This is a genomic window from Streptomyces pactum, assembly GCF_002005225.1.
In the GTDB taxonomy this organism is placed as follows: domain Bacteria; phylum Actinomycetota; class Actinomycetes; order Streptomycetales; family Streptomycetaceae; genus Streptomyces; species Streptomyces pactum_A.
In genome coordinates, this window is record NZ_CP019724.1 from 6,068,658 (window position 1) to 6,092,810 (window position 24,153).

General features: G+C 73.4%; 16 protein-coding genes and 1 pseudogene. 11 read left to right on the forward strand and 6 right to left on the reverse strand.

Annotation, left to right across the window (positions count from 1 at the left end; genetic code table 11):
* The first annotated feature begins 177 nt into the window (after positions 1-177).
* The 4 genes from B1H29_RS25940 (at position 178) to B1H29_RS25955 (ending at position 10,406) form a co-directional block, all read left to right on the forward strand.
* Positions 178-435: a hypothetical protein gene (locus tag B1H29_RS25940; protein WP_055416645.1), complete on the forward strand. Its 258-nt coding sequence runs from the start codon at positions 178-180 to the stop codon at positions 433-435.
* 11 nt (positions 436-446) lie between these two features.
* The gene (locus B1H29_RS25945) at positions 447-815 is read left to right on the forward strand and encodes a hypothetical protein (protein WP_055417706.1); all 369 of its coding nucleotides are present in this window, start codon (positions 447-449) and stop codon (positions 813-815) included.
* A 142-nt stretch (positions 816-957) separates the two neighbouring features.
* Entirely contained in the window at positions 958-8,091 is a 7,134-nt protein-coding gene (locus tag B1H29_RS25950; protein ID WP_063787475.1) for a DEAD/DEAH box helicase, read from the forward strand.
* Positions 8,088-10,406, forward strand: a complete 2,319-nt coding sequence (locus tag B1H29_RS25955) for a UvrD-helicase domain-containing protein (protein WP_079160467.1) — start codon at positions 8,088-8,090, stop codon at positions 10,404-10,406. The genes B1H29_RS25950 and B1H29_RS25955 overlap by 4 nt, the downstream gene beginning before the upstream one ends.
* A gap of 10 nt (positions 10,407-10,416) precedes the next feature.
* Here B1H29_RS25955 and B1H29_RS25960 read toward each other — a convergent pair.
* Positions 10,417-10,822 (reverse strand): annotated as a pseudogene (locus B1H29_RS25960) (LLM class flavin-dependent oxidoreductase); the annotation flags it as partial.
* Between the two features lie 326 nt (positions 10,823-11,148).
* Between B1H29_RS25960 and B1H29_RS25965 the strand changes: the two are divergent.
* Together B1H29_RS25965 and B1H29_RS25970 are read left to right on the forward strand one after the other, a co-directional pair.
* A complete protein-coding gene (locus B1H29_RS25965) occupies positions 11,149-12,159 on the forward strand; it encodes a glycoside hydrolase family 11 protein (RefSeq protein ID WP_055416642.1) in 1,011 nt (336 codons plus the stop codon).
* Between the two features lie 34 nt (positions 12,160-12,193).
* Positions 12,194-13,192, forward strand: a complete 999-nt coding sequence (locus B1H29_RS25970) for a polysaccharide deacetylase family protein (RefSeq protein ID WP_055416641.1) — start codon at positions 12,194-12,196, stop codon at positions 13,190-13,192.
* Positions 13,193-13,363: 171 nt separating this feature from the next.
* Here B1H29_RS25970 and B1H29_RS25975 read toward each other — a convergent pair whose 3' ends face one another.
* From B1H29_RS25975 to B1H29_RS25985, 3 genes are all read right to left on the reverse strand, one after another.
* Complete coding sequence (locus tag B1H29_RS25975; protein WP_055416640.1) at positions 13,364-14,344, reverse strand: hypothetical protein; 981 nt, start codon at positions 14,342-14,344, stop codon at positions 13,364-13,366.
* 133 nt (positions 14,345-14,477) lie between these two features.
* Entirely contained in the window at positions 14,478-14,891 is a 414-nt protein-coding gene (locus tag B1H29_RS25980) for a MazG-like family protein (RefSeq protein WP_055416639.1), read from the reverse strand.
* 185 nt (positions 14,892-15,076) lie between these two features.
* Entirely contained in the window at positions 15,077-15,619 is a 543-nt protein-coding gene (locus B1H29_RS25985) for a DoxX family protein (protein ID WP_055416638.1), read from the reverse strand.
* A gap of 121 nt (positions 15,620-15,740) precedes the next feature.
* Between B1H29_RS25985 and B1H29_RS25990 the strand changes: the two genes are divergently transcribed.
* Positions 15,741-16,067 carry a nuclear transport factor 2 family protein gene (locus B1H29_RS25990; RefSeq protein WP_055416637.1) on the forward strand — a complete coding sequence of 109 codons (327 nt, stop codon included), beginning with the start codon at positions 15,741-15,743 and terminating at the stop codon, positions 16,065-16,067.
* A 285-nt stretch (positions 16,068-16,352) separates the two neighbouring features.
* Here B1H29_RS25990 and B1H29_RS25995 read toward each other — a convergent pair whose 3' ends face one another.
* Positions 16,353-17,144: an SDR family oxidoreductase gene (locus B1H29_RS25995; protein WP_055416636.1), complete on the reverse strand. Its 792-nt coding sequence runs from the start codon at positions 17,142-17,144 to the stop codon at positions 16,353-16,355.
* A gap of 132 nt (positions 17,145-17,276) precedes the next feature.
* On the opposite strand from B1H29_RS25995, the gene B1H29_RS26000 reads away from it, so the two are divergent.
* A complete protein-coding gene (locus B1H29_RS26000; protein ID WP_055416635.1) occupies positions 17,277-18,929 on the forward strand; it encodes an alkaline phosphatase D family protein in 1,653 nt (550 codons plus the stop codon).
* On the opposite strand, the gene B1H29_RS26005 is transcribed toward B1H29_RS26000, so the two are convergent.
* Entirely contained in the window at positions 18,916-19,932 is a 1,017-nt protein-coding gene (locus tag B1H29_RS26005) for a Gfo/Idh/MocA family protein (RefSeq protein ID WP_055416634.1), read from the reverse strand. The genes B1H29_RS26000 and B1H29_RS26005 overlap by 14 nt on opposite strands.
* A 105-nt stretch (positions 19,933-20,037) precedes the next feature.
* Between B1H29_RS26005 and B1H29_RS26010 the strand changes: the two genes are divergently transcribed.
* From B1H29_RS26010 to B1H29_RS26020, 3 genes are all read left to right on the forward strand, one after another.
* Positions 20,038-21,378 (forward strand): multidrug effflux MFS transporter, encoded by a 1,341-nt coding sequence (locus B1H29_RS26010; protein WP_055416633.1) that lies wholly within the window; start codon positions 20,038-20,040, stop codon positions 21,376-21,378.
* Positions 21,348-22,505: a serine hydrolase domain-containing protein gene (locus B1H29_RS26015; RefSeq protein ID WP_199832275.1), complete on the forward strand. Its 1,158-nt coding sequence runs from the start codon at positions 21,348-21,350 to the stop codon at positions 22,503-22,505. The genes B1H29_RS26010 and B1H29_RS26015 overlap by 31 nt, the downstream gene beginning before the upstream one ends.
* 596 nt (positions 22,506-23,101) lie before the next feature.
* Positions 23,102-24,106 carry a small ribosomal subunit Rsm22 family protein gene (locus B1H29_RS26020; RefSeq protein ID WP_055416632.1) on the forward strand — a complete coding sequence of 335 codons (1,005 nt, stop codon included), beginning with the start codon at positions 23,102-23,104 and terminating at the stop codon, positions 24,104-24,106.
* The last annotated feature ends 47 nt before the right edge of the window (positions 24,107-24,153 follow it).

The following is a 24,153-nucleotide window of genomic DNA, read 5'->3' on the forward strand; positions in this document are numbered from 1 at the left end:
GCTCCGGGTGTCGCGGGAGGCTCGCCCGCGGGCCTCGCAGGAGAAGACCTGGTCGCCCGCCGCCCCCGTGCGACGGGGGAGGGTGATCGTGGGTCTCCCGTCGCACGGCAGGCCGGACCGCAGTGGACGGGTACGTACCCGTACCCGTGCTCTGGCGGCCCAGAACGAGGAGGCACCGTGTCCGACGCCAACGTCCGCATCCCCGCCGAGGCCCGCGACAGGCTCGCCCGGATAGCCTCCTCCGAGGGCATGTCGTTGCGGGGGTACCTCTCCCACCTCGCCGAGACGCTGCTCACCCCCGAGGAGCGGGCGGAGCGGGCCGAACGGACCCGCGTCGCCCTGCGGGAGTGGAACGGCTACGACCCGAGCGCGAGCGAACAGGCGGCTCTCGACGCGGAACTCGACCGGCGACTGGGCGAGGCGGGCGCCAGGTGACGACGGAACCTCTGCACATCGTCCTGGACGACACCGCGATGGTCGCGGCCGGCAAGGGCGACGTGCTCGCCTCCCGGCTGATCCACCGGGCCCAGGCCGAGGCGGGCTGGTTCCTCTACGCCCCGGCCTGCGCCCTGGTCGCGGCGGACCGGATCCGGCCCGGCACCGCGGAGCATCTCGCCGCGCTCCCCGGAATCACCGTGCTGGAACTGGACCTGTCCGCCGTGCTCGCCGTGGCCCGCGAGGCCTCCTGGGCCACGGCCCACACCCGGTACGCCGCCGAGCCGACGGCCGAGCGGCCCAGCGGCGCGGTGATCGCCACCACCGAGCCCGAATCGTGGAGGGGGCAGCCCGTACGCCTCATCGACCTCGGGCCCTGATTCCCCCGAACCCGGCGGGGCTGTCGGACCTCACCCGTAGAGTGGAACGTGATCGATTCCGATCGCCCCGGCGGCCGTTTCGTGCCGTCCGCGGCGGTCGGCTCGCGGGACGGATCACGGCACACGGGGGCGGCAGCGCGTCATGAGACCCACACTCGCCGCGCAGACACTGCGCGACACCACGGTCGAGTACCTGACGACGACCTTCGCGCTGGCCGAACCCGACACCCAGGACGCGCTGGAGGACTTCCTCACCGACCCGGCCGACGGGCTCTTCCGGGGCCCGTATCTGCGGATCAGGCGTCCCTTCCGGACGGCGGCGGACGGCTGGCAGCGCCACCTGGACTGGTACCCGGCCAACTTCCCGCCCCCGTACGCGCACCAGGCCGAGGCGTTCGCACGGCTGACCAGCAAGGACGGGCACCGGCCCCGGCCCACGCTGGTGACGACCGGCACCGGCTCCGGGAAGACGGAGTCCTTCCTGATCCCCGTACTCGACCACTGCCGTCGGGAGAGGGAAGCCGGTAAGACGGGCATCAAGGCCGTACTGCTGTACCCGATGAACGCCCTCGCGGGCGACCAGGCGGACCGGCTCGGCGACCACCTGGAGGACGGCCGGCTCGGGGAGGTGACGGCCGGGCTGTACATCGGCCAGGCGTCGTCGCGCGGAACCGCGCCGTACAAGCGGGTCATGGTGGACCGCGCGGAGATCCGCCGCAATCCGCCGGACATCCTGATCACCAACTACAAGATGCTGGACCTGCTGCTCCAGCGGCAGCAGGACGCCTCCCTGTGGCGGGACGCCGACCTGGCGTACGTGGTGATCGACGAGTTCCACACGTACGACGGCGCGCAGGGCACCGACGTGGCGATGCTGCTGCGGCGGCTCGCGGCCGTGGCCGGAGCCGGCGAGGAGGGGCGGCCGCTCGGTTCCGTCTGCCCGGTGGCGACCTCCGCGACCCTCGGGTCCGGCGGCGCGGCGGGCGGACCCGCGGCCATGCTGCACGTGGCCTCCCAGGTCTTCGGCACCCGGTTCCCGGACGACGCGGTGGTGGGGGAGGACCGGCGGGACGCCGAGGAGTTCCTGTCACCCGTCGACCACTCGCTGCCCCTGCCGTCACCGGCCGAGCTGGCCGGCCTGCCCGATCCGGCGCGGACGGCCGGTGGCCTGGACGCCGTGGCGCGGGCGACCGTGGGCTGCGACACCGCCGATCCGCGCGAACTGGGCAGGCGGCTGCTGGCCCACCCCCTCACGCACGCGCTGCTGGCCGCGAAGGACGAGCCCCTCACACCCACCGGAATCCTGGAGGCGTTCCCGGCCACGTCGGCGTGGCGGGCCGCGGCCGTCCGGGAACCGGAGCAGGCGGCCGCCGCCCTGGCGCGCTTCGTGGCGCTCATCTCGGTGGCCCGCGACCCCGAGGCGCCCGCGGACAAGGAGCGGCCCCTGCTCCTCGTGGAGACCCATCTGTGGCTGCGGTCGCTGTCGCGCGTGCTGCGGTTCGTGGCACCCCAGCCGGTGTTCTCCTGGTCGGACGCCGACCAGGCCGCCCTCGGCGGCGCCGGGACGACGTCCGGCGCCGAAGCCGCCGCCGGGGCCGGTCGGGGGCGCGGCGCGGACGCCGGGCGGCGGGCACCGGCCGTCGCCGCGCAGACGGAGCGGCGACGGCACGTCCAGCGCTCCGGACGGCTCCCCGCCGCCTACTGCCGGCACTGCGGACGCTCCGGCTGGGCCGCGATCTGCCCCGACCGCAACCCGCAGAACCTCGTGCACGCGCCGGACGAGATCTACCGCGCCAGCGTGACCGGCGGCGCCGCCAAGGGCCGGGTGCGGGCGATGATCGCCGCCACCCCGGCGGAGGCGGCCGAGCAGGCCCGCGCCGTGCGGGCCAGCCGTGCGGCCCGGCGCGCCCGCCGGGGCGCGGCGCACGACGCGACCCTGCTGATCCTGGAGGACAACGGCAAGGCGCTGCGCAGACTCGACCCGGACGAGGTCGCGCTCGACGACGGCCGGACCGCCCCGGCGCCCGAGAACGGCGTGTACGTGTGGACCTGGTTCGACAACCAGGAACAGGCCGACCACGCCAAGCAGGACCGCTGCCCTGCCTGCGGCCAGGCCCAGGGCATCCGCTACCTCGGCGCCGGTGTCGCCCCGCTGGCCTCCGTCGTCGTCACCCAGTTGTTCACGGGCGGCGAGCTGCCGAGCGAGGACGAGCACAAGCGCGACCGGCGCAAGACGCTGATCTTCAACGACTCCGTGCAGGACGCGGCCCACCGCGCGGGATTCGTCGCCAGCCGCTCCTGGAAGTTCTCGCTGCGCTCCCTCGTCCACGAGCAGCTCACCGAACGCGTCCGAGGCGGACCGGAGTTCGCCGCCGACGGCGTCCCGCTGAACGAGCTGATCTCCTCCCTGATCAGCCGGGCCGCCGTCCCGGAACAACGGCTCCTCGCCTCCGTCGTACCGCCCGACCTGCACGACGTGGACCGCGTCAAGCGCCTGCTGGCGGGCAAGAAGCGCATCCCGGAGTCCACCTGGGAGCTGGTCGGCGAGCGCCTCGCCTTCAACACCCTGCTGGAGTTCGGCCTCCACTCCCGGCTGGGCCGCACCCTGGAACTCACCCGCACCGTCGCCGCCGAGGTCCACCTGCCCGACCCGCGGGCGGCGGCCGACGCGGCGGAATCCCTCTACCGGGTCCACCTGGAAAAGCTCCTGCCCGTGGCCGTGCCCGGGGCCGTGCCGGTGGACGAGGCTCCGGCGCGGGCGGACGGCGCCGACGGGACCGGAGGACCCCGGGCCGTCGTTCCGGCCGAGGGGAGCCCGGAGCGCCCGCGCTACTTCGAGGGCTATGTGCGCGGACTCCTCGAACACGTCCGCCAGATCGGCGGCATCCACCACAGGTGGCTGGACAAGTTCATCGACGACGAGGGCCGCAGCCGGCACTTCGTCTCCAACGGCCGCGAGCCCGGCATGCCGCTGTTCGGCAGCAACTCCGAAGCCCCCGCCTTCGTCCTCGTCGGCGCCCGCGGCGGACGCACCGAGTTCGAGCGGGTGGACACCCGGGACAGTTGGTACGTCGACTTCACCCAGCGCTGCCTCGACCTGGACCGGGAGACGGCGGGCGCCTACCTGGCGGACCTCTTCGCCGCACTCGCCGACGACCGCATCGGCGCCCTCGCCCGCCGCCGCACCACCCCGGCCGACAAGCAGCAGGCACACGGCGTGTACGGACTGACCCCCGGGCACATCCGGGTACACCCCCTGGACGACGAGCAGACCGGGCTCGCCGCCCTCACCTGCCCCGAGTGCGGCTGGACGCAGACCGTGCCGCCGCGGCGGGCCGCGGTCTGGCACGGCACCCGCTGCCCGCTCAAACGCTGCGAGGGCTCGCTCACCCGGCCCTCCGGCCAGGCGGGCGGCCGGGCGGCCCGCGACTACCGCTCCGACTACTACCGGCGCCTGTACCGGGAGGCCGACCCGTACAGCGTGGTCGCGGCCGAGCACACCGGTGTCCTCACGCGCAAGGAGCGCGAGGAGGTGGAGAAGGGTTTCCGGCTCGGCCTGCGGCACACCGACCCCAACGTCCTGTCGTGCACGCCGACGCTCGAACTCGGCATCGACATCGGCCAGTTGGAGGCGGTCGTCCTGGCCTCCCTGCCGCCGTCCACCGCCGGCTACGTCCAGCGCGTCGGCCGGGCGGGCCGCGCCACCGGCAACGCGTTCATGGTGACCCTGGCCGACACCAGCCCCCGCGCGCTGTACCACCTCGCCGAACCCGAGAACCTCATCGCCGGCCCCATCCTCCCGCCCGGGTGCTTCCTCTCCGCCGGCGAGCTGCTGTGCCGCCAGTACACCGCGTACCTGATCGACCGGGCGGCCCGCGGCGGCCTGGAGGGGGTGCCGCCGCTGCCGGACCGGGTGACCCAGCTCGTCGGCCGCACCGGCTGGCTGACCCACTTCCACAAGGCGGTGGCGGGGCGCACGGACCTCGCCGACGAGTTCCTGCGCCTGTTCCCCGAGATCGACCAGGTCCCCGGCTCCGGCGTCTCCCGCGACGCCCGCAAGACACTGCGGCGCTACGCCGAACACCAACTGGCCGACGAGCTGAACCGCGCCAAGCGCGCCTGGGACGACGAACGCGCCGAACTCGTCAGGCGCCGCGCCCTGATCAACGACGCGGCCGACTCACTCCAGGAGGCCGTGGAGGACGAGGCACGCGAGAAGCGCAACCTGGTCCGCGAGGCGGCGGGCGTCTCGAAGATCCTCCAGGGGATGGGGCAGGCCGACGCGCAGGGGTTCCTCGTCGAACACGGCCTGCTGCCCAACTACAGCCTCGTCGAGGACGGTGTGCGCCTGGAGGCCCAGCTCAGCTACAAGGAGCCGGCGCGCAGGGCGCGGTCGTCGGCGTCCACGGACAAGGCCGAGCCCGCCAAGGCGCGCTGGAGCAACGAGCCGCGCACGTACGACCGGCCCGCCGAGGCCGCCCTCACCGAACTCGCCCCCGGCAACGCCTACTACGTGCGCGGCTACCGGCACGTCGTCGACGGCTTCGACCTCGGCCCGACCCCGCAGGACTCCACCGACGGCCTGCCCGTCGGGCTGAGGACGTGGCGCGTGTGCAAGGAGTGCGGCCACGTCCGGGGCGGCGAGCACGCCGAACAGGACACCTCGCCCTGCCCCCGCTGCGGCGGTCCGGGCATCGGCGGGCGAGGCGCCCTGCACCGGGTGGTCGTCCCCCGCAAGGTCACCGCCCACGACAAGCGGGACGACGCGCGCATCGTCGACGACCGCGACAGCCGCACCCGGACCCCGTACACGACCGTCACCGCCGTCGACATCGACCCCGCCGACATCAAGCAGACCTGGCGGCACCAGAAGACCACCTTCGGCGTGGACCACGTCCGCGAGGCGGTCATCCGCCGCTTCAACCTCGGCAAGAGCCGCCACGGCAGGCGCAACGACACCCTCTTCGCCGGCGCCGAGGTGGCCATCACCGGATTCACGGTCTGCCCGCGCTGCGGCGGCGCCACCGACCGCGAGCCCGGCCACGGACCCGCCCAGGACACGCTCAGCCAGTCCCTGCTCGGCCGGGTCGAGCTGGCACACCACCGGCCGTGGTGCCCCACCAGGCGCCGCGACAAGCAGGCCAGGCCGGAGGACGTGCAGGTCATCACCGCCACCGAGCACCGCACGGAGGCCCTGCGCATCCTGCTGCCGGCCGCCACGCTGAACGTCCCCGAGCGTCTCGCCTCCTTCTCCGCCGCCCTCCACCTCGGCCTGGCCCAGCGCTACGGCGGCGACCCCGCCCACATCCGCTCGGCCCCCGCCACCGAGCCCGACCGGGAGACCGACCTCACCCGCAACTACCTCGTCCTGTACGACGCGCTGCCCGGCGGCACCGGCTACCTGCAACGCCTCGTCGACCGCGAGGGCGAGGAGTTCCGGGCCGTACTCGCCGCCGCCCAGGAGGAACTGCGGAAGTGCCCCTGCGGGACGACCTCCCGCCGGGCCTGCCACCGGTGCCTGCTCGGATACGCCCCGGAGCGGGACTACAAGGACCTCGACCGGCAAGAGGCCCTGTGGATGCTGGACAGCCTGCTGGGCTCCGACGGGAGCAGCGGATGGGACGTGCGCAAGGACGCCGCCGACGCCGGCCTCCGCTTCGCCGACCAGGCGGAGAGCGACCTGGAGCGCCGGTTCATCGAATGCCTCGACCGCTGGCTGGAGATCCCGGGCAACGCTGACGCGGCGGACCACGCCACCACCCCCACCGGCGGGAACGGCAAGCAGTTCACCCTCACGCGGCCGGGCGGCGGTCCGGTCCACTGGGAGGTCGTCGCCCAGAAGGACCTGCACGGCTACCGCACCCGCCCGGACCTGCTGTTCCGGCCCGTGGCCGGAGACACCGCCGGTGACGGGGCGCCGCCCCTGCCGATCGCCGTATACCTGGACGGCTACCGCTGGCACGCCTCCTCCCGGACCAACCGCATCGCCGCCGACGCGGCCAAGCGCGCCCGGCTGCGCGCCGACGGGATACTCGTCTGGCAGATCACCTGGGACGACGTGGCGGCCTGGGACCGCGCCCTCAAGGGCGAACCCGGCCGGGACCCCGACGCCCCGGCCGACCCGCTCGACGCCGTCATCGCGGGCCGCGCGGCCGACGCGGCCTGGCCGCCGTACGACGTGACGTCCGCGGCGGGCCCCGGTGCCCTGGTGCGCGAACAGTGGCGCAAGGCCCGGCGCGACCCCTCCGAAGTGGACAGGCTGCTGTTCACCGGAGCCATCCCCTCGCTCCTCGGGTTCCTGCGCGACCCGCGGCCGAACCGGTGGCAGCAGCTCGCCCAGCTCGCCGTCAGCGCGCCGGCCTCCCTGCGGAGATCGGAACTCGTCGACGCGGACCCCCACGCCGCCGTCGGCTGGATCAACGCCGCGGTACGCGGCGAGCCCGCACCGGCCGTCTCGGGGCAGGGGCTCAAACTGCTGCCCTTCCAGGACGGCTCGGGACTGCCCCTCGTCGTCGCCGGGGCCCGGCGCGCCGACGGCAGGGGAATGCGGTGGAGCGCGCTCGCCGTCCTCGACGACCGCCCGGACGCCGTCGAGGGCGACCGGGACGACCACCGGCGCCGCTGGAAGGCCTGGCTGTGCTGGGGCAACATCATCCAGTTCCTCGACCCCACGGGCGAGGGCACGGCCGACGGACTCGCCCTCGCCCGCACCACGCTCGACACCTTCGACGCCGCACTGCTCGCCGCCGCGGCCGGGCCCGCCGGCGGACTGCTTCCCGCACTGCGCGACGACACCCCCGGGACCGGGCTGGTTCTCGCCGACGACCACGAGGCCCGGCCGGACGGGGAAGCCGGACCGGACGGGGAAGCCGGACCGCTTGGGGAAGCCGGACCGGACGGACGGCCCCGACGCGCGGCGGTCGCCGGCGCCCCGGACCCGGTGGACGACATGACCCCCCTGGAACGAACGGCCTGGGAACTGACCCTCGGCGAACTGACGAAGTGGGGCGACCCGGACGTCGCCGGGCTCGCCGCACGCCTGGCCGCTCGCGGGAACGTCCCGGCGGGCAGGGCGACCTGGGACGTCGACGGCGTCTCCCGGACGGTCGAACTCGCCTGGCCCGGGCCTAGGATCGGAATCGTCCTGGCCGAGGACGCCGAGGACGCGCAGTACATGGCGCAGTGCGCGTCGGCCGGCTGGCAGGTGCGCGCGCCGGACGACTGGGACGTGGAGGAACTCGCCCGGTTGCTGGGCGAGGAGGGGGTCGCACGATGAGCTACGGGGCGGGACGACCGGGGAACCGGGTCAGGACGCGGGTGCAGGTGGGCCGCCAGGCCCACGGCGACCTGGAACGCCGGGACGGGGCCGTGGCGGACGCGGTGGGGGACTTCGTCCACCGGCTGCGCGCCGACCGCACCAACCGGGCCCTGCGCCTGTCCCCGCTCCGCGAGGCGGGCGACAACGGCGACCTGTATCTCGCCCACCCCGACGCCCGCTGCATGGTCCTGCTCCTGTCGACCGACGGCGGGGACGAGATGCGCGTCCTCGCCGTCCGCGACGGACCACGGGCACGCGACGAACTCGCCCGCCTCACCGTGGAGATCAACCCGGTCTCGGGTGCCGTGGAAGTCGTCGACCAGAGCGAGGCCGACGCCACCGTGGTCTCCCTGCGGGACCGGGCCACCCCCCTCTTCGCCCGGTACGACGACCGGACCCTCCTCGACCTCGGCGTCGTACCCTCCCTGCTGCCGACCCTCCGCGAGGTCACCTCACAGGAGCAGTTCGAGAAGCTCCTCACCCACAACCTCCCGGAACTCACCCGCGACGTTCTCCTGGCCCTGCGCGACCGCGCGGACCCGGAGGAGGTACGACGCCACATCACCGACAAGTGGCGCGCCGACGAGCAGGTCGACCCCCGCGACTGGGCCCGGGCGGCCCGGCGCGCGGTCTCCCAGGCGGAAACCGACGACGACGCCGTCCTCGGCGCGCTGGGCCGCAGTTTCGACGCCTGGCGCCTGTTCCTCCACCCCGAGCAGCACCGCTTGGCCACCGGCGACTTCAAGGGCTCGGCGAAGGTGACCGGGGGCCCCGGCACCGGCAAGACGGTCGTCGCGCTGCACCGGGTACGCCATCTCGTCGACCGGCTGCCGCCCGGCCACTCCCGTGCCGTGCTGCTCACCACGTACAACACCAACCTCGCCCGGGAACTCGAGCAGCGCCTGCGTCAACTGGGCGGCGACGGACTCCTGCGCCGGGTCGACGTCAAGTCCGTCGACGCACTCGCCCTGGAGATCGTCCAGGAGTCCCGGCGAGAGCTGGGCCGGCCACTCGACGACGACGCGGCCATGAACCTGTGGCACACCGTGCGCGTCGAGACCGGCCTGCTCGCGTACGACGCCGACTTCCTGGACGCCGAGTTCAAGCACGTCGTCCTCGCGAACCGGTGCGGCGCCTGGGACACCTACCGACGCGTCGGCCGCTCGGGCCGCCCGCGCATCAGCACCGCCCAGCGTCACGACGTGTGGCAACTCGTGCAGGCGTACAAGGCCCATCTGGACGTCGCGCCGCGACGGACGACGTACGCGCTCATCGCCGACCGGGCGGCCGAACTCGAACAGCACCGCATGGCCCGTACCGAGGAGCAGGCCCGCTACAAGGAGGAGGAGCAGCAGGGGCGCGACCTCGTCCACCGGGAGGCGGGCAGCGGCATGTGGCTCAGGCCCCGCTATCAGCACATCGTGGTCGACGAGGCGCAGGACCTGTCCGCCTCACACTGGCGCATGCTGCGCGCGATGGTCCGCAGAGGACCGAACGACCTCTTCCTCGCCGGAGACGCCCACCAGCGCATCTACGGCAGCCGAGTGGTGCTCAGCCACCAGGGCATCGAGATCCGCGGCCGGGCGTCCCGCCGCCTCACCCTCAACTACCGCACCACCCGCCAGATCCTCGGCAGCGCCAACCGACTGATCCGGGGCGCCCCCTTCGACGACCTCGACACCGGGACCGACACCCTCGACGGCTACCGGTCGGTGCTGACCGGACTCACCCCCCAGTTCTGGCGTGCCCCCGACCGGCTGACCGAGATGAGGGCCGTGGCGACTCTCATCAAGGAACGCCGCGAACTGCACGGCACGGCGTACTCGGCGATGGCCGTCAGTGTTCCGGACGCAGGCGCGGCGCAGGAGTTCGCCAACGTTCTCCTGAGAGAGTTCGATCTGCCGGTCGTGGAACTCGGCAGGGACGGGGTGCGGTCGGACGCGGACGCGGTGCGCATCGGTACGATGCACCGTTTCAAGGGCCTGGAGTTCCAGCGCGTCTTCCTGACGTCGGTCGGCGAGGGGCAGGTGCCCCACCAGCGCATCGAGCAGTACCGGGACGCCGACCCGGACCGCTACCGTCAGGAGGAGCAGCGCGCCCGCTCCCTGGTGTTCGTCGCCGCCACCCGCGCCCGCGACGAACTCGTCGTGACCTGGAGCGGCCGGGCCAGCCGTTTCCTCCCGCCCGACGCGGACCGAACCGCTCACCGTGCCACGGACCTGCTCAGGCAGGAGGGACCGCCGTCCGGGTCCTCCGGATCGGCGGCCGCCTGACCGCGGTGACACCGCGCCGGATGTGCCGCACGGCGTAGTCGTAGGCCTCGCGGGTGTAGCTCAGGGCGTGGTGGCAGCCGTCCGACAGCTCACCGGCCGCCTCGAAGGACTTCGGCCCGCGCAGCGCGCCGAGCTTCAGCGGCAGCCGGTCCTGACGGGGCGGGCGAAGGTGAACGTGATCGCGCCCGGGCCTGGGCGATCAGGGTCGGTTCGCGCAGCGTCACCGGGGAGACGCTCGGGCCGAGCCGGATGCGGCTGGTGCGGCCGGCGGCCGCGGCGAAGAGGAGCCACAGGTCCTTGTGCCAGGTCTCGTCGGCGGCGTAGCAGGCGTGGAAGCCGAGTTCGTCGGCGAGCTCGATGGACGCCAGGGACTCGGTCAGGGGGTAGTCGGGGAGCATGGCGTAGCTGAACTTCACGGGCGCCACCTTCCGGTGCGGGAAACGGTGTGCGGCTCTCTGGTGCTCTGCCACCCCGAGGATGTGAGGTCCGGTCCGTCGCTGTCCATAGGCCCCGGCTTTCGAAACATTCGATGAGTTGTCCCGTGCTTTCCGGGCGGTTCGTCGCAGGCAATTTTCTTCAGTGGACGCGTGATGCCATGTGGTGGCCTGGGCTGGCAATACGTTGGATCAGCGCCGCTGAAGGGCGAGCGAAGCTTTCGAAACATTTACCGAAACTATTGACGCTTGACGGGTGCAGATCAACACTGCTGCCGTTGTCACCCCCACGAGAGGAAGCACCCGCCATGAACGTGCTCGTCCAACCGGGGCGCCGCAGAAGCGGTCCCGTGACACTGCTCGTCAGGAGTGCGTGGGCCTTCGCGCTGGCCGCCCTGGCCGCGCTGATGCTGCCGGGCAGCGCCCACGCCGGCACGGTCGTCACGACCAACCAGGAGGGCACCAACAACGGCTACTACTACTCGTTCTGGACCGACAGCCAGGGCACCGTCTCCATGGACATGGGGTCGGGCGGCCAGTACAGCACCTCGTGGCGCAACACCGGCAACTTCGTCGCGGGCAAGGGCTGGAGCAACGGCGGGCGCCGGACCGTGCAGTACTCGGGCACCTTCAACCCGTCCGGCAACGCGTACCTGACCCTCTACGGGTGGACGTCGAACCCGCTCGTCGAGTACTACATCGTCGACAACTGGGGCACCTACCGGCCGACCGGTGAGTACAAGGGCACCGTGACCACCGACGGCGGCACCTACGACATCTACAAGACGACCCGCTACAACGCGCCCTCCGTCGAGGGCACCCGCACCTTCGACCAGTACTGGAGCGTGCGGCAGTCCAAGCGGACCGGTGGCACCATCACCACCGGCAACCACTTCGACGCGTGGGCACGGGCCGGAATGCCGCTGGGCAACTTCAGCTACTACATGATCATGGCCACCGAGGGCTACCAGAGCAGCGGCAGCTCCAACATCACCGTCGGCGGTACCGGCGGTGGCGGTGGCGGCGGTGGCGGTGGTGGCGGCGGTGGTGGCGGTGGCTGCACCGCCACGCTGTCCGCCGGGCAGAGGTGGGACGACCGGTACAACCTCAACGTCTCGGTGAGCGGGGCGAGCGACTGGACCGTGACGATGAACGTGCCGTCCCCGGCGAAGGTCCTGTCCACCTGGAACATCAACGCCAGTTACCCGAGCGCGCAGACGCTGACGGCCAAGTCCAACGGCAGCGGCAACAACTGGGGCGCCACCATCCAGGCGAACGGCAACTGGACCTGGCCCTCGGTCTCCTGCAGCGCGGGCTGACACACCTGACACGAGGAGAGGAGGACCCACTCGTATGCGCACCAGACCACGCCCGTCACCGCGTTCCCTCGTCACCGGGGTGGCCGTCGCCGCGCTGGCCGCCGCGGGCACCGTCACCGCCGCCGACGCCGACGCCGACGCCGCCCCGGCGCGGGCCGCCGCCTGCAACGGCTACGTCGGACTCACCTTCGACGACGGCCCCTCCGGCAACACCCAGGCCCTGCTCGGCGCGCTGAAGCAGAACGGGCTGCGGGCGACCATGTTCAACCAGGGCCAGTACGCGGCCCAGAACCCCGCACTCGTCCGGGCCCAGGTCGACGCCGGAATGTGGGTGGCCAACCACAGCTACACCCACCCGCACATGACGCGGCTCAGCCAGTCGCAGATGGACTCGGAGATCTCCCGGACCCAGCAGGCCATCGCGAGCGCCGGCGGCGGTACGCCCAAGCTGTTCCGTCCGCCGTACGGCGAGACCAACGCCACGCTGCGGTCGGTCGCGGCCGGGTACGGGCTGACCGAGGTGATCTGGGACGTCGACTCGCAGGACTGGAACAACGCCAGTACCGACGCGATCGTGCAGGCCGTCTCCCGGCTGGGCGACGGCCAGGTCATCCTCATGCACGACTGGCCGGCCAACACGCTCGCGGCCGTACCCCGCATCGCGCAGACCCTGGCGGCCAAGGGCCTGTGCTCCGGCATGATCTCGCCGCAGACCGGCCGAGCGGTCGCCCCCGACGGCGGCAGCGGTGGGGGAGGCGGGGGCGGTGGCGGGTGTACCGCGACGCTGTCGGCCGGGCAGCGGTGGGGGGACCGGTACAACCTCAACGTCTCGGTGAGCGGGGCGAGTGACTGGACCGTGACGATGAACGTGCCGTCCCCGGCCAAGGTCATGACCACCTGGAACGTCGACGCGAGCTATCCCAGCGCGCAGACGCTGACCGCCAAGTCCAACGGCAGCGGCGGCAACTGGGGCGCCACCATCCAGGCGAACGGCAACTGGACCTGGCCCACGGTCGCCTGCAGCGCGGGCTGACCTACCCAGGAGACCGGCACATCCGCGTCCGCGTCCGCATCCGCGATCGCGATCGCACCTTGGAGCTCGTGGCACGGCGGTCCCGGCGGCCGTGCCACGGACTCCTTCGGCCGGCCCCGGAAGAAGGCGCACGCACGACGTTCCGGCCGGCCGGCCGGGCCGGGCGTCTCGTCAGCACCAACGGGTGCCGGGGCAGTTCCAGTCGCCCCCGCCCCCGCCGCCTCCGCCGGACGAGCTTCCGGAGCTGCCCGAGCCGCCCGGCAGGCCGTTCGGGAAGGTGCTGTTGCGGTCCCGGTCACCGGGGAACGGGTCGCTGTAGTCCGGGTCGCCGTCGTCGTCCCGGTCCGGCAGGCTCGGCTCGTCGCCGTCCTCCCGGTCCGGTTCCGGGCAGCCGTTGGCCGGGTCGGTCAGTTCGAGGGTCACCCGGATGTCGAGGGTGACGTCTGCGCCCTCGACCGGGTCGGTCGCGCACACGCGCCAGTCGTCGTACTCCCCCTCGTCGGGCAGTTGGTCGTTGAGGTACGCGGTGTCCGCCCACAGGTGGTCCTCCGGTACGCCGAGGGCCACGACCTCCTTCCGCGCCGTCTTCCAGGTCTTCCAGACCAGATCCGGCATCTCCGGCCACGGGACGGCCCCGCCGTCCGCCTCGGGGCAGGGGGCGCCCGTCTGGACGGCGCCGAAGTCGATCGTCTTCGTTCCGGACGACGTCCAGCCGGTCTGCTGGAAACAGACGGTCCAGTTGGACCGCATCCAGATGCTCTTGTCGTCGTCGGACGCGTTGTGGTCGTCGACTCCGAATCCCGCGGCCTCCGCCCGGTCCCGCGCCTCGTCCAGCCGCATGCCCCGGTGGTCCACGGCGTTCGGCCGGGGACGGGGCGTCGGCTCCCGGTCCCCGCCCGGCGAGGGCGACGCCGACGCCAGGGCGTCGGCCGCACGTCCGTCCGCCGCGCCCTTCCCGTCCGCCTCCGCCACGGTGCCCGCCGCCCCGTCCTGGGGCGGATCCGGCAGCACCGCGCCGAGCAGGGCCATGGCCCCGATCGTGGCGGCCACCTTCACGCCCTTCTGCCAGGGACTGTCCGTCCAGATCACGACGATCGCGGCGATCAGGGCCAGGAAACCGAGATACTGGTTGACCAGGCCGAGCAGGGGCACGGCGAGTACGAAGCCGAGGCGGGCCGGAGGGGTTAGCCACCAACGGGCCCCGGGAGCCGACGGGCCGGGGGACGGGGGCGGCGTGGGTGAAGCGGGTGGGCGGTGCATGCGCTGGGTCTTTTCTGGAGCAGGGTCATGACGGGCCCGCGAGGTCACTCCGGCCGTCTGTCGAGCGACCGCATCGTACAGAGTCCGGACGAAGCAGCCCCGGCGTGCCCAGCGACCGCTCCGCCACCCGCGCCAGATGCCGGGCGAAGACCTCCCGCGCCTCGGGCGTCAGCGTCCGCAGTGCCACCAGCGCCGTGATCACGACGTCGCACAGCTCGGCCTCGACGTCCTCCCACGTGTGGGTGACGCCCTTGCGCGGGTTCTGGCCGGTCGCGCCGATCACCGCCTCGGACACCTCGCCGACCTCCTCGGACAGCTTCAGCATGCGCAGCAGGAGGCCCTCCCTGCCGCCGACGGGCTGGTCGGCCTCCAGCCACTTCCACAGGTCGTCGATGGTGTTCCAAAGGCCGGCGGGCGTGCCGCCGCGGTCGTCGCTCATGCGGGGCAGCCTGCCACGGAGGCAGGGCCGCCCGTGACTGGTTCCCCCGGGCCTCGTCCGCCTGTGTCCGGTGCGTCTGGGGCTCGTTGCGTTCGGGGCTCGTCCGCCCGTGTCCGGTCCGCCCGGGACCCGGCCGCCCGCGATCGGTGAGCCCGGGACCCGGCCGCCCGCGTCCGGTGCGTGTGTCAGTCGAACAGTGGTTCCTGCTCGCCCTCCGCCGCCCTCCGTACCCGCTTGTTCCGCGCCCCCACGACGACCGCCGTGGCCGCCGCCGTCGCCGCCAGGGCGGCCGGGACCATCCAGTTCCGGTTGACCGCGTGGCCCAGCACGTGGTCCAGCGAGAGGCGGCCGGGGCCGGTGACCGCGAGGCCGGCGGCGGTCAGGCCGAGGGACGCCGCGTACTCGTAGCCGCCGGCCTGGGCGAAGAAGCCGTTCGGGGCGTGCACCGCCGCGGCGCCCACCATCGCGCCGGCCGCCGCCGCACCCGCGGCCGGGGTGGCCAGCCCCAGCGCCAGCAGCGTTCCGCCGCCCGCCTCCGCGAGGCCGGCCGCGGTGGCGCTGGTCCGGCCCGGCGCGTAGCCCATGGCCTCCATGGCCTGGCCGGTGCCCTCGATGCCGCCGCCGCCGAACCAGCCGAGCAGTTTCTGCGCGCCGTGCGCGGCCAGGACGCCGCCGGTACCCAGGCGGAGCAGCAGCAGCCCGAGATCGCGCCGGTCAGTACGGTTCACGTCGACTCCCTCGGGGACGGTGGCGGCTCTCACCCCCCACCGTCGCCCGCCCGCGCCGCAGGGGCCCGTCACGGGCGCCGTTCGGGTGGCGGGGGCGCGGAGCCGGTGTGACGCTGCCGCCATGACGATTCAGACCACGCGACTCAGCGACCCGGCCGTCCGCGCCTTCGTCGCCGCCGTCAACGCCCACGACCGCGACGCCTTCCTCGCGCTGCTCTCCCCGGACGCCACCATGGCCGACGACGGGAACGACCGGAACCTCACCCAGTGGATCGACCAGGAGATCTTCTCGTCCCACGGCCACATGGAGGTCGACAACGAGTCGAACGGCGGTCGCGCCCTCATCGCCCGCTACAGCAACGACACCTGGGGTGAGATGCGCACGCGGTGGGAGTTCACCGTGGACGAGGACGGGCGGATCGCGCGGTTCGAGACCGGGCAGGCGTAACCCGCGCTCGCGCGAGCTGTGCGGCAGCCGTTCCGCCCACCGGTGCGTATCCCGCGGTTCCGCGCGGGATCCACCCCCGGCCGGTGCGGCGGCACGGCTGCCGCCTCCCCCCCTCGGTGTGGCCCGCGGAGCGCGACGACCGTTACGGAAGGCCAACGCTCCAAGTGTGAAGCTCTGGTGAAGGAGAGTCGAGCATATGTCCTTCACCGGCCGCAATCCCGCGGACTGTAAAACTCCGGTTGTGTGAATCGGCGCGCTCCGGCCGTGTGAACCGACGCGGTGGACTCACCCGCGTCCCACATACGGCATCGCCGTCGCCATGACCGTCGCGAACTGCACGTTCGCCTCCAGCGGCAGCTCCGCCATGTGCCGCACCGTGCGTGCCACGTCGGCGACGTCCATCACGGGCTCGGGTGCCGTCTCCCCGTTGGCCTGGAGCGCGCCGGTCCGCATGCCGGCCGTCATGTCGGTCGCCGCGTTGCCGATGTCGATCTGGCCCACCGCGATGCCGTGGGGCCGGCCGTCCAGCGACAGTGACTTGGTCAGGCCGGTCAGCGCGTGCTTGGTCGCCGTGTAGGCCACCGAGTGCGGGCGCGGGGTGTGGGCCGAGATCGAGCCGTTGTTGATGATCCGGCCGCCCTGCGGGCTCTGCTCCTTCATCTGCCGGTAGGCCGCCTGCGCGCACAGGAACGCCCCGTTGAGGTTGGTGTCCACCACGTGCCGCCACGCCTCGTAGGGCAGGTCCTCGACCGGCACGCCGCCCGGGCCGAACGTCCCGGCGTTGTTGAACAGCAGGTCCAGCCGCCCGAAGCGGTCGCGTACGGCGTCGAACAGGGCCGCGACGTCCTCGGGCCGTGACACGTCGGCACGGACGGGGAGTGTCGTCGCGCTGCCCGCGGGGGCCCGGGAGGCCGTCTCCTCCAGCGTCTCGACGCGCCGGCCGGCGAGTGCCACCGACCAGCCGGCCGCCAGCAGTTCGACGGCGACCGCCCGGCCGATGCCGGAGCCGGCGCCCGTGACGAGGGCCACTTTCTGTGCGCCGACCTGTTCCTCGGCGGCGGTTCTCACGGTGTTCATGAGTCGGCAGCGTACGCGTGGCGGATCATGCGGAACTCACCCTTCCGACATGGGCTCGCCATGTCCGCGCCAAGAGGGAGTCGTTCCCGGCCCGTCCAATGCCCCTTGCAACCACCGCAAGGGGAGGAACGGATGACACCCGCGAACCACCAGGCCCGGTCCCAGTCCTCGCACGCGCCCGAACTCCGCGCCGCCGCCCGTCACCTGGGCCGCCGTCGCTTCCTGACCGTCACCGGCGCCGCCGCCGCGCTCGCCTTCTCCGTGAACCTGCCGGCCGCCGGCACCGCGAGCGCCGCCGAACTCGACGCCGCACGGCTCACCGACGACCCCTTCACGCTCGGCGTCGCCTCCGGCGACCCGCAGTCCGACTCCGTCCTGCTGTGGACGCGGCTGGCCCCCGCCCCGTACCAGGCCGACGGCGGACTGCCCGCCGAACGCGTCGACGTGCGCTGGGAACTGGCCCTCGACGAACGGTTCCGCCGCGTCGTCAGACGGGGCAAGGCCACCGCCCACCCCGAGTTCCACCACACCGTGCACGTCGAGGTCGACCACCTCGCCCCCGGCCACGTCTACCACTACCGCTTCCGCGCCGGCCGCTGGGTCAGCCCGGCCGGGCGCACCCGCACCGCCCCCGCGCGGCGCAGCCGGGCCCTCGACCTCACCTTCGGCGTGGTCTCCTGCCAGAAGTACGACGAGGGTTACTACACCGCGTACCGGCACCTGGCCCAGGAGGACGTGGACGTCGTCTTCCACCTCGGCGACTACCTCTACGAGTACGCCGTCGACGACGCCGCCGGCCACCGCGCTTACCCGGCCGGCACCCTGCCCTCGCTCTTCAAGCGCGAGACGGTGACCCTGGAGGACTACCGACTGCGGTACGCCCTGTACAAGTCGGACCCCGACCTGCGGGCCGCACACGCCGCGCACCCCTTCGTCGTCACCTGGGACGACCACGAGACCGAGAACAACTACGCCGACCAGACCCCGGAGAACAGCGTCCCGCCGGAGGAGTTCCTGATCCGGCGGGCCGCCGCCTACCGGGCCTACTGGGAGAACATGCCGCTGCGCCGCCCGCAGTTGCCCGACGGCGCCGACCTGAGGCTCTACCGCCGCCTGCACTGGGGCCGGCTGGCCCAGTTCGACGTGCTCGACACCCGCCAGTACCGCTCCAACCAGGCCTACGGCGACGGCTGGCAGTACCCCGGGCCGGAGTCCGAGGACCCCAGCCGCACCCTGACCGGCGACGCCCAGGAGCGCTGGCTGATCAACGGCTGGCACCGGTCGGACGCCCTGTGGAACGTGGTGCCCCAGCAGGTCACCTTCTCGCAGCGGTTCAACTCCACCACCCCGCCGTCCAAGGTCTCCATGGACTCCTGGGACGGCTACCCCGCCTCACGCGAGCGGGTGCTGGCCGGCGCGCAGGCCGCCGGAGTGGAGAACCTCATGGTCCTCACCGGCGACGTACACGTCTCCTACGGCTTCGACATCAAGCGCGACTTCGACGACCCCGGCTCCCGGACCCTGGGCACCGAGATCGTCACCACCTCCGTCACCAGCGGCCGCGACGGCTCGGAGAGGCCGTCCAACTGGGACACCCTCATGACCGCCAACCCGCACCTGAAGTTCTTCAACGGGCGGCGCGGCTACACGACGGTGTCACTGGGCCGGGAGTCGGCGCGCGCCGACTTCAAGACGGTGTCCCACGTGACCACGCAGGGCGCGCCGCTGACGACCGCCGGGTCCTTCGTGACGGAGGTGGGGGAGCAGGGGCTCAAGCCGGCGTGACCGCACGCTCCTCGCCGGGGTAGCGGACGCCGACGCGGTCACGGACCGTGTCGAGCGTCCGCATCACCGCGAGGGTGCCGTCGAGCGGGACCAGCGGGGACTCGGTCTCACCGGCGCGCAGCGCGCGCATCACCTCCCGGGCCTCGTGCTTGAGGCTGGCCCGGGGGCCGTCGGCCGGGTCGGCCCGGAACTCCCGCGGTTCCCGGCCGTCCCGGTGCAGCACGAAGTGGTCCGGGAAGAAGAAGCCGTACGGGACGTCGATACGGCCCTTGGAGCCGGTGACCGAGGCGGAGTTGGGTGTTCCGCCGGTGATGGAGCAGTGCACCGAAGCGAGAGCACCGCTCTCGTAGGTGAGCAGGGCACCCGTCTGGAGATCGACGCCCTCGTCGGAGAGCACCGCTCGCGCCGCGATGTCCGACGGCTCACCCAGTAGCAACTGGGCGAACGACACCGGGTACACCCCCAGGTCGAGCAGCGCGCCGCCGCCCTGCGCGGGGTCGCGCAGACGGTGCGCGGGCGGGAAGGGGCCCGCCAGCCCGAAGTCCGCCTGGACGCTGCGGACCTCGCCGATCGCACCCTCGTCGACCAGCGACTTCAGCCGCCGCACCAACGGGTTGCAGTACATCCACATCGCTTCCATCAGGAAGCCGCCGCGCTGCCGGGCCAGCGCGACCAGTTCCTCCGCCTCGCGCACGTTCAGCGTGAACGGCTTCTCGCACAGCACGTTCCGCCCCGCCTCCAGGCACAGGCCGGCGGCCGTCCGGTGCGCCGAGTGCGGGGTGGCGACGTACACCACGTCGATGTCCTCGTCCCGCGCCAGCGTCTCCCAGCCGCCGTACGCGCGCGGTATCCCGAACCGCTCCGCGAACGCCTTCGCCGACGCCTCGGTCCGCGACGCCACCGCCACGACCTCGGCGTCCGGCAGATCGACCAGATCCGCCGTGAACGTCGCCGCCATCCCGCCGGTCGCCAGAATCCCCCAGCGCACCCTCTGCCCGGTCACCGCTGACACCCTGCCCCACCCTCGCTCAGTTTGTTCGAGTCTGTTCGTTCAAGTCCGTACGAGCTGAGAGCATAGGTGGCGGATCTGTCGAAGAGGGAGGGGCACATGCCCGAGCGCGGGCCGTCCATACCGCACACGTCAGCGGACACGGACACGAAAACAGCTACGGACACGGGCACCACACCGATCACCGAGCGAGCGGCCGGACCGGAAACGGGACCGGCCGCCCGCTCGCTGCGCGCCACCCGCCGCACCGGCCTGCTCGTCACGCTCATCCTCGGCGGCCTGACCGCCACGCCGCCGCTCGCGATGGACATGTACCTCCCGTCGCTTCCGGACGTCACCCGGTCCCTGCACGCCTCCGCGGCGACCGTCCAGCTCACGCTCACCGCCTGCCTGGCCGGCATGGCGCTCGGCCAGCTCGTGGTCGGACCGATGAGCGACAAGTGGGGGCGCCGCCGCCCGCTCCTGGCGGGCCTGGCCGTCTACGTCGTCGCCACCGCGCTGTGCGCCCTCGCGCCCACCGTCGAACTGCTCGTCGCCTTCCGGCTGGCGCAGGGACTCGCCGGCGCCGCCGCCATCGTCATCGCCCGCGCAGTCGTCCGCGACCTGTACGACGGTGTGGCCATGGCGCGCTTCTTCTCCACCCTCATGCTGATCTCCGGAGTCGCACCGGTCGTCGCGCCGCTCATCGGCGGGCAGATCCTGCGGGTGACGGACTGGCGGGGCGTGTTCGTCGTGCTCACGGTGGTGGGGGTGGTGCTGGGCGTCGTCGTGTGGGCCAGGCTGCCCGAGACCCTGCCGGAGGAGGAGCGGCACGCGGGCGGCGTCGGCGACACCCTGCGCGCGATGCGCGGCCTGCTCGCCGACCGCGCCTTCACCGGGTACATGCTCGCGGGCGGCTTCGCCTTCGCCTCGCTGTTCGCCTACATCGCCGCCTCGCCGTTCGTCATCCAGGAGATCTACGGCGCCTCCCCGCAGACGTTCAGCCTGCTGTTCGGCATCAACTCGATCGGTCTGGTCGTCGTCGGACAGATCAACGGCAAGATCCTCGTCGGCCGGGTCCGGCTGGACCGGGTGCTGGGCCTCGGGCTGCTCATCGTCATCGCCGCCGCGACCGCGCTGCTGCTGATGTCCCTCGGCGTCTTCGGCGAGGTCGGCCTCGCGCCGGTCGCCGCCGCGCTGTTCGTGCTGATGTCCGCGATGGGCATCAGCCTGCCCAACACCCAGGCGCTCGCCCTGATGCGGGTCAAGACGTCCGCGGGCTCCGCCTCCGCGCTGCTCGGCACGTCCTCCTTCCTCATCGGCGCCGTCGCCTCCCCGCTCGTCGGGATCGCGGGGGAGGACACCGCCCTGCCGATGGCCGTGGTCCAGTTGGCGGCGGCGCTGGTGGCACTCGCCTTCTTCGTGGGGATGTGCCGGTCATCGGAGGGAGAGGAGAGCTGAGCGTTCCGAGACTGCGCAGCGACACCCCGGAGCGGGCCGGACTCGACCCCGGGCAGCTCCGCCGTGTCGTCGAGGAGGTGCACGACCTCACCGCCGGCGAGCGGCCCTGGGCGGCGGGCGCCGTCGTGGCCGTCGGACGCGGCCCCGTGCTCGCCGTCGAGGAGGCGGCGGGGTGGGCCGTGCGGTACGCGTCCTACGACCCGCGCGCCGACGCGGGCGTGGAGCTGCCCGAAGGCTCCAGGGTCCCGATGACCGTCGGCACGCCCTTCGATCTGGCGTCCCTGACGAAGGTGTTCACCGCGGTCGCCGCCGTACAGCAGATCGAGCGGGGCACGCTCGGCATCGACGCGGAGGTCGGCGCCTACCTGCCGGACTTCCGGGCCGCCGCCGCGCACGGCGTCACCGTGCGGCAACTGCTCACGCACACCTCCGGACTGCGGCCCGAACTCCCGCTGTACGACTGCGCCGACGACGGGGAACGGCTGCGGCGGCTGCGGGCGGAGCCACCGGTGGGGGTGCCGGGTACGTACTGCTACTCGGACCTGAACATGCTGCTCCTCCAGCAGGTCCTCGAACGCGTCACCGGCCGCCGCCTCGACGTCCTCGTCCGCGACGGGATCACCCGGCCGCTGGGCATGACGGCGACGGGCTTCGGGCCGTGCCCGGGCGCGGCGGCGACGGAGGACCAGCGAAAACCGTGGGCCAAGGCGGACCGGGGCATGCTGCGGGGCGTCGTCCACGACGAGAACGCGTGGGCGCTCGGCGGGGTGACCGGTCACGCGGGGCTGTTCTCGACGGGGCGGGACCTCGCCGTCTTCTGCCGTGCGCTGCTGGCGGGGGGCTCGTACGGGCCGGCCCGCATCCTCGGGGCGGACTTCGTGGAGCTGCTGCTGGCCGAGCCGGGGCTCGGGTTCGCGCTGGACCAGCCGTGGTTCATGGGCGAGCTGGCGGGGCGGGGGGCGGCCGGGCACACCGGGTTCACGGGCACGATGCTGGTCCTCGACCGGGCGACGGACACCTTCGCGGTCCTCCTCGCCAACACGGTCCATCCACGCCGCCGCGCCCCGGACAACGGGCCCCGGGCGGCGCTGGGGACGCGGGTGGCGCGGGCGGTGCGGGGCATCTGAGCGGTGGGCGCCCGCGGCGGCCTGCCCGGGCCGTGCCGCCCCGGTTGCGGGCAGCCCGTCCGCCCCGGCTGCGGGCGGTCGTGCCGCTGATGCGGCACGGGGGGCGCTGCGGCACCCCGGCAGCGCCGGGCCGCGCGACCGACCTCCGCAGCCCACGCCCGCCTGTCGGCGCCGACCTGGGCCCGCCCGCCTGCCTGCCGACCTGGGCCCGCCTGCCTGCCGACCTGGGTCCGCCTGCCTGTCGGCGCTGACCTGGGCCCGCCCGCCTGCCTGCCGACCTGGGCCCGCCTGCCTGCCGACCTGGGTCCGCCTGCCTGTCGGCGCTGACCTGGGCCCGCCCGCCTGCCGACCTGGGTCCGCCTGCCGACTTGGGCCCGCCTGCCGACCTGGGTCCGCCTGCCGACCTGGGTCCGCCTGCCTGCCGACCTGGGCCCGCCTGCCTGTCCACCCCGGCGCGCCTGCCTGTCGATCCCGCCCCGCGCGCCCGCCTGTCCACCCCGGCCCGCCTGCCTGCCGATCCCGGCCCGCGCACCCGCCGGCCGCCCCCGGCCCGCGCACCGCCGATCCGCCCGTCACCCGCCCCGTAGAATCGCCGGGTGAACGACCCCGCCACCCCCGCCGACACCCTGCGCACCGCCCTCGCCGACCTGGTCGACGGGCTGCCGCCCCGGCAGGCCGCGCAGGCCGTGGAGCGGCTGATCGCCAACTACCGCGGGGCCACCCCGACCGACGCCCCGATCCTGCGGGACCGCGCGGACGTCGTCGCCTACGCCGCTTACCGCATGCCCGCGACCTTCGCGGCGGTGCGGTCCGCGTTGACGGCGTTCGCGGACGCCGTGCCCGGGTGGGTGCCCGGGAGCCACGTCGACGTCGGCGGCGGGACCGGCGCGGCGACCTGGGCCGTCAGCGCCACCTGGGGCGGTGTTCGTCCGGTGACCGTGCTCGACTGGGCCGAGCCCGCGCTGGCCCTCGGCCGGGAGATCGCCGCCGCCCACCCGGCCCTGCGCGACGTACGCTGGCAGCGCTCTCGGATCGGAGCGGCGCTCACCGTCGAGAGCACTGATCTCGTCACCGTCTCCTACGTCCTCAACGAGCTGACCGGCGCCGACCGCACCGCCCTCGTCGACGCCGCCGCCTCCGCCGCGCGGGCCGTCGTGATCGTGGAGGCGGGCACCCCGGACGGGTACGCCCGGGTCATCGAGGCCCGCGACCGGTTGATCTCCGCCGGGTTCCAGGTGGCCGCCCCCTGTCCGCACAGCGCCGCCTGCCCCATCGTCCCCGGCACGGACTGGTGCCACTTCGCGGCGCGGGTCAGCCGTTCCTCCCTGCACCGCCAGGTCAAGGGCGGCTCCCTCGCCTACGAGGACGAGAAGTTCAGCTACGTCGCCGCCACCCGGCTCCCGGTCGACCCCGCCCCCTCCCGGGTGGTCCGGCGTCCGCAGATCCGCAAGGGGCAGGTGCTGCTCGACCTGTGCGAGCCCGACGAGCAGTTGCGCCGCCGGACGGTCACCAAGCGCCACGGCGACCTGTACAAGGCCGCCCGCGACGCGGACTGGGGCGACCCCTGGCCCCCGCCGGAGGCCAACCAGCCCGGGCAGTAAGGTCGTTGGCCGGAGCGGGGCACCGGCGCCGTGTCGCGGCCCGCGAC

Coding starts and splice junctions, on each gene's coding strand:
- B1H29_RS25950 (WP_063787475.1), top strand. CDS start 958: ATGAGACCCACACTCGCCGCGCAGACACTGCGCGACACCACGGTCGAG.
- B1H29_RS25955 (WP_079160467.1), top strand. CDS start 8,088: ATGAGCTACGGGGCGGGACGACCGGGGAACCGGGTCAGGACGCGGGTG.
- B1H29_RS25965 (WP_055416642.1), top strand. CDS start 11,149: ATGAACGTGCTCGTCCAACCGGGGCGCCGCAGAAGCGGTCCCGTGACA.
- B1H29_RS25970 (WP_055416641.1), top strand. CDS start 12,194: ATGCGCACCAGACCACGCCCGTCACCGCGTTCCCTCGTCACCGGGGTG.
- B1H29_RS25980 (WP_055416639.1), bottom strand. CDS start 14,891: ATGAGCGACGACCGCGGCGGCACGCCCGCCGGCCTTTGGAACACCATC.
- B1H29_RS25990 (WP_055416637.1), top strand. CDS start 15,741: ATGACGATTCAGACCACGCGACTCAGCGACCCGGCCGTCCGCGCCTTC.
- B1H29_RS25995 (WP_055416636.1), bottom strand. CDS start 17,144: ATGAACACCGTGAGAACCGCCGCCGAGGAACAGGTCGGCGCACAGAAA.
- B1H29_RS26000 (WP_055416635.1), top strand. CDS start 17,277: ATGACACCCGCGAACCACCAGGCCCGGTCCCAGTCCTCGCACGCGCCC.
- B1H29_RS26010 (WP_055416633.1), top strand. CDS start 20,038: ATGCCCGAGCGCGGGCCGTCCATACCGCACACGTCAGCGGACACGGAC.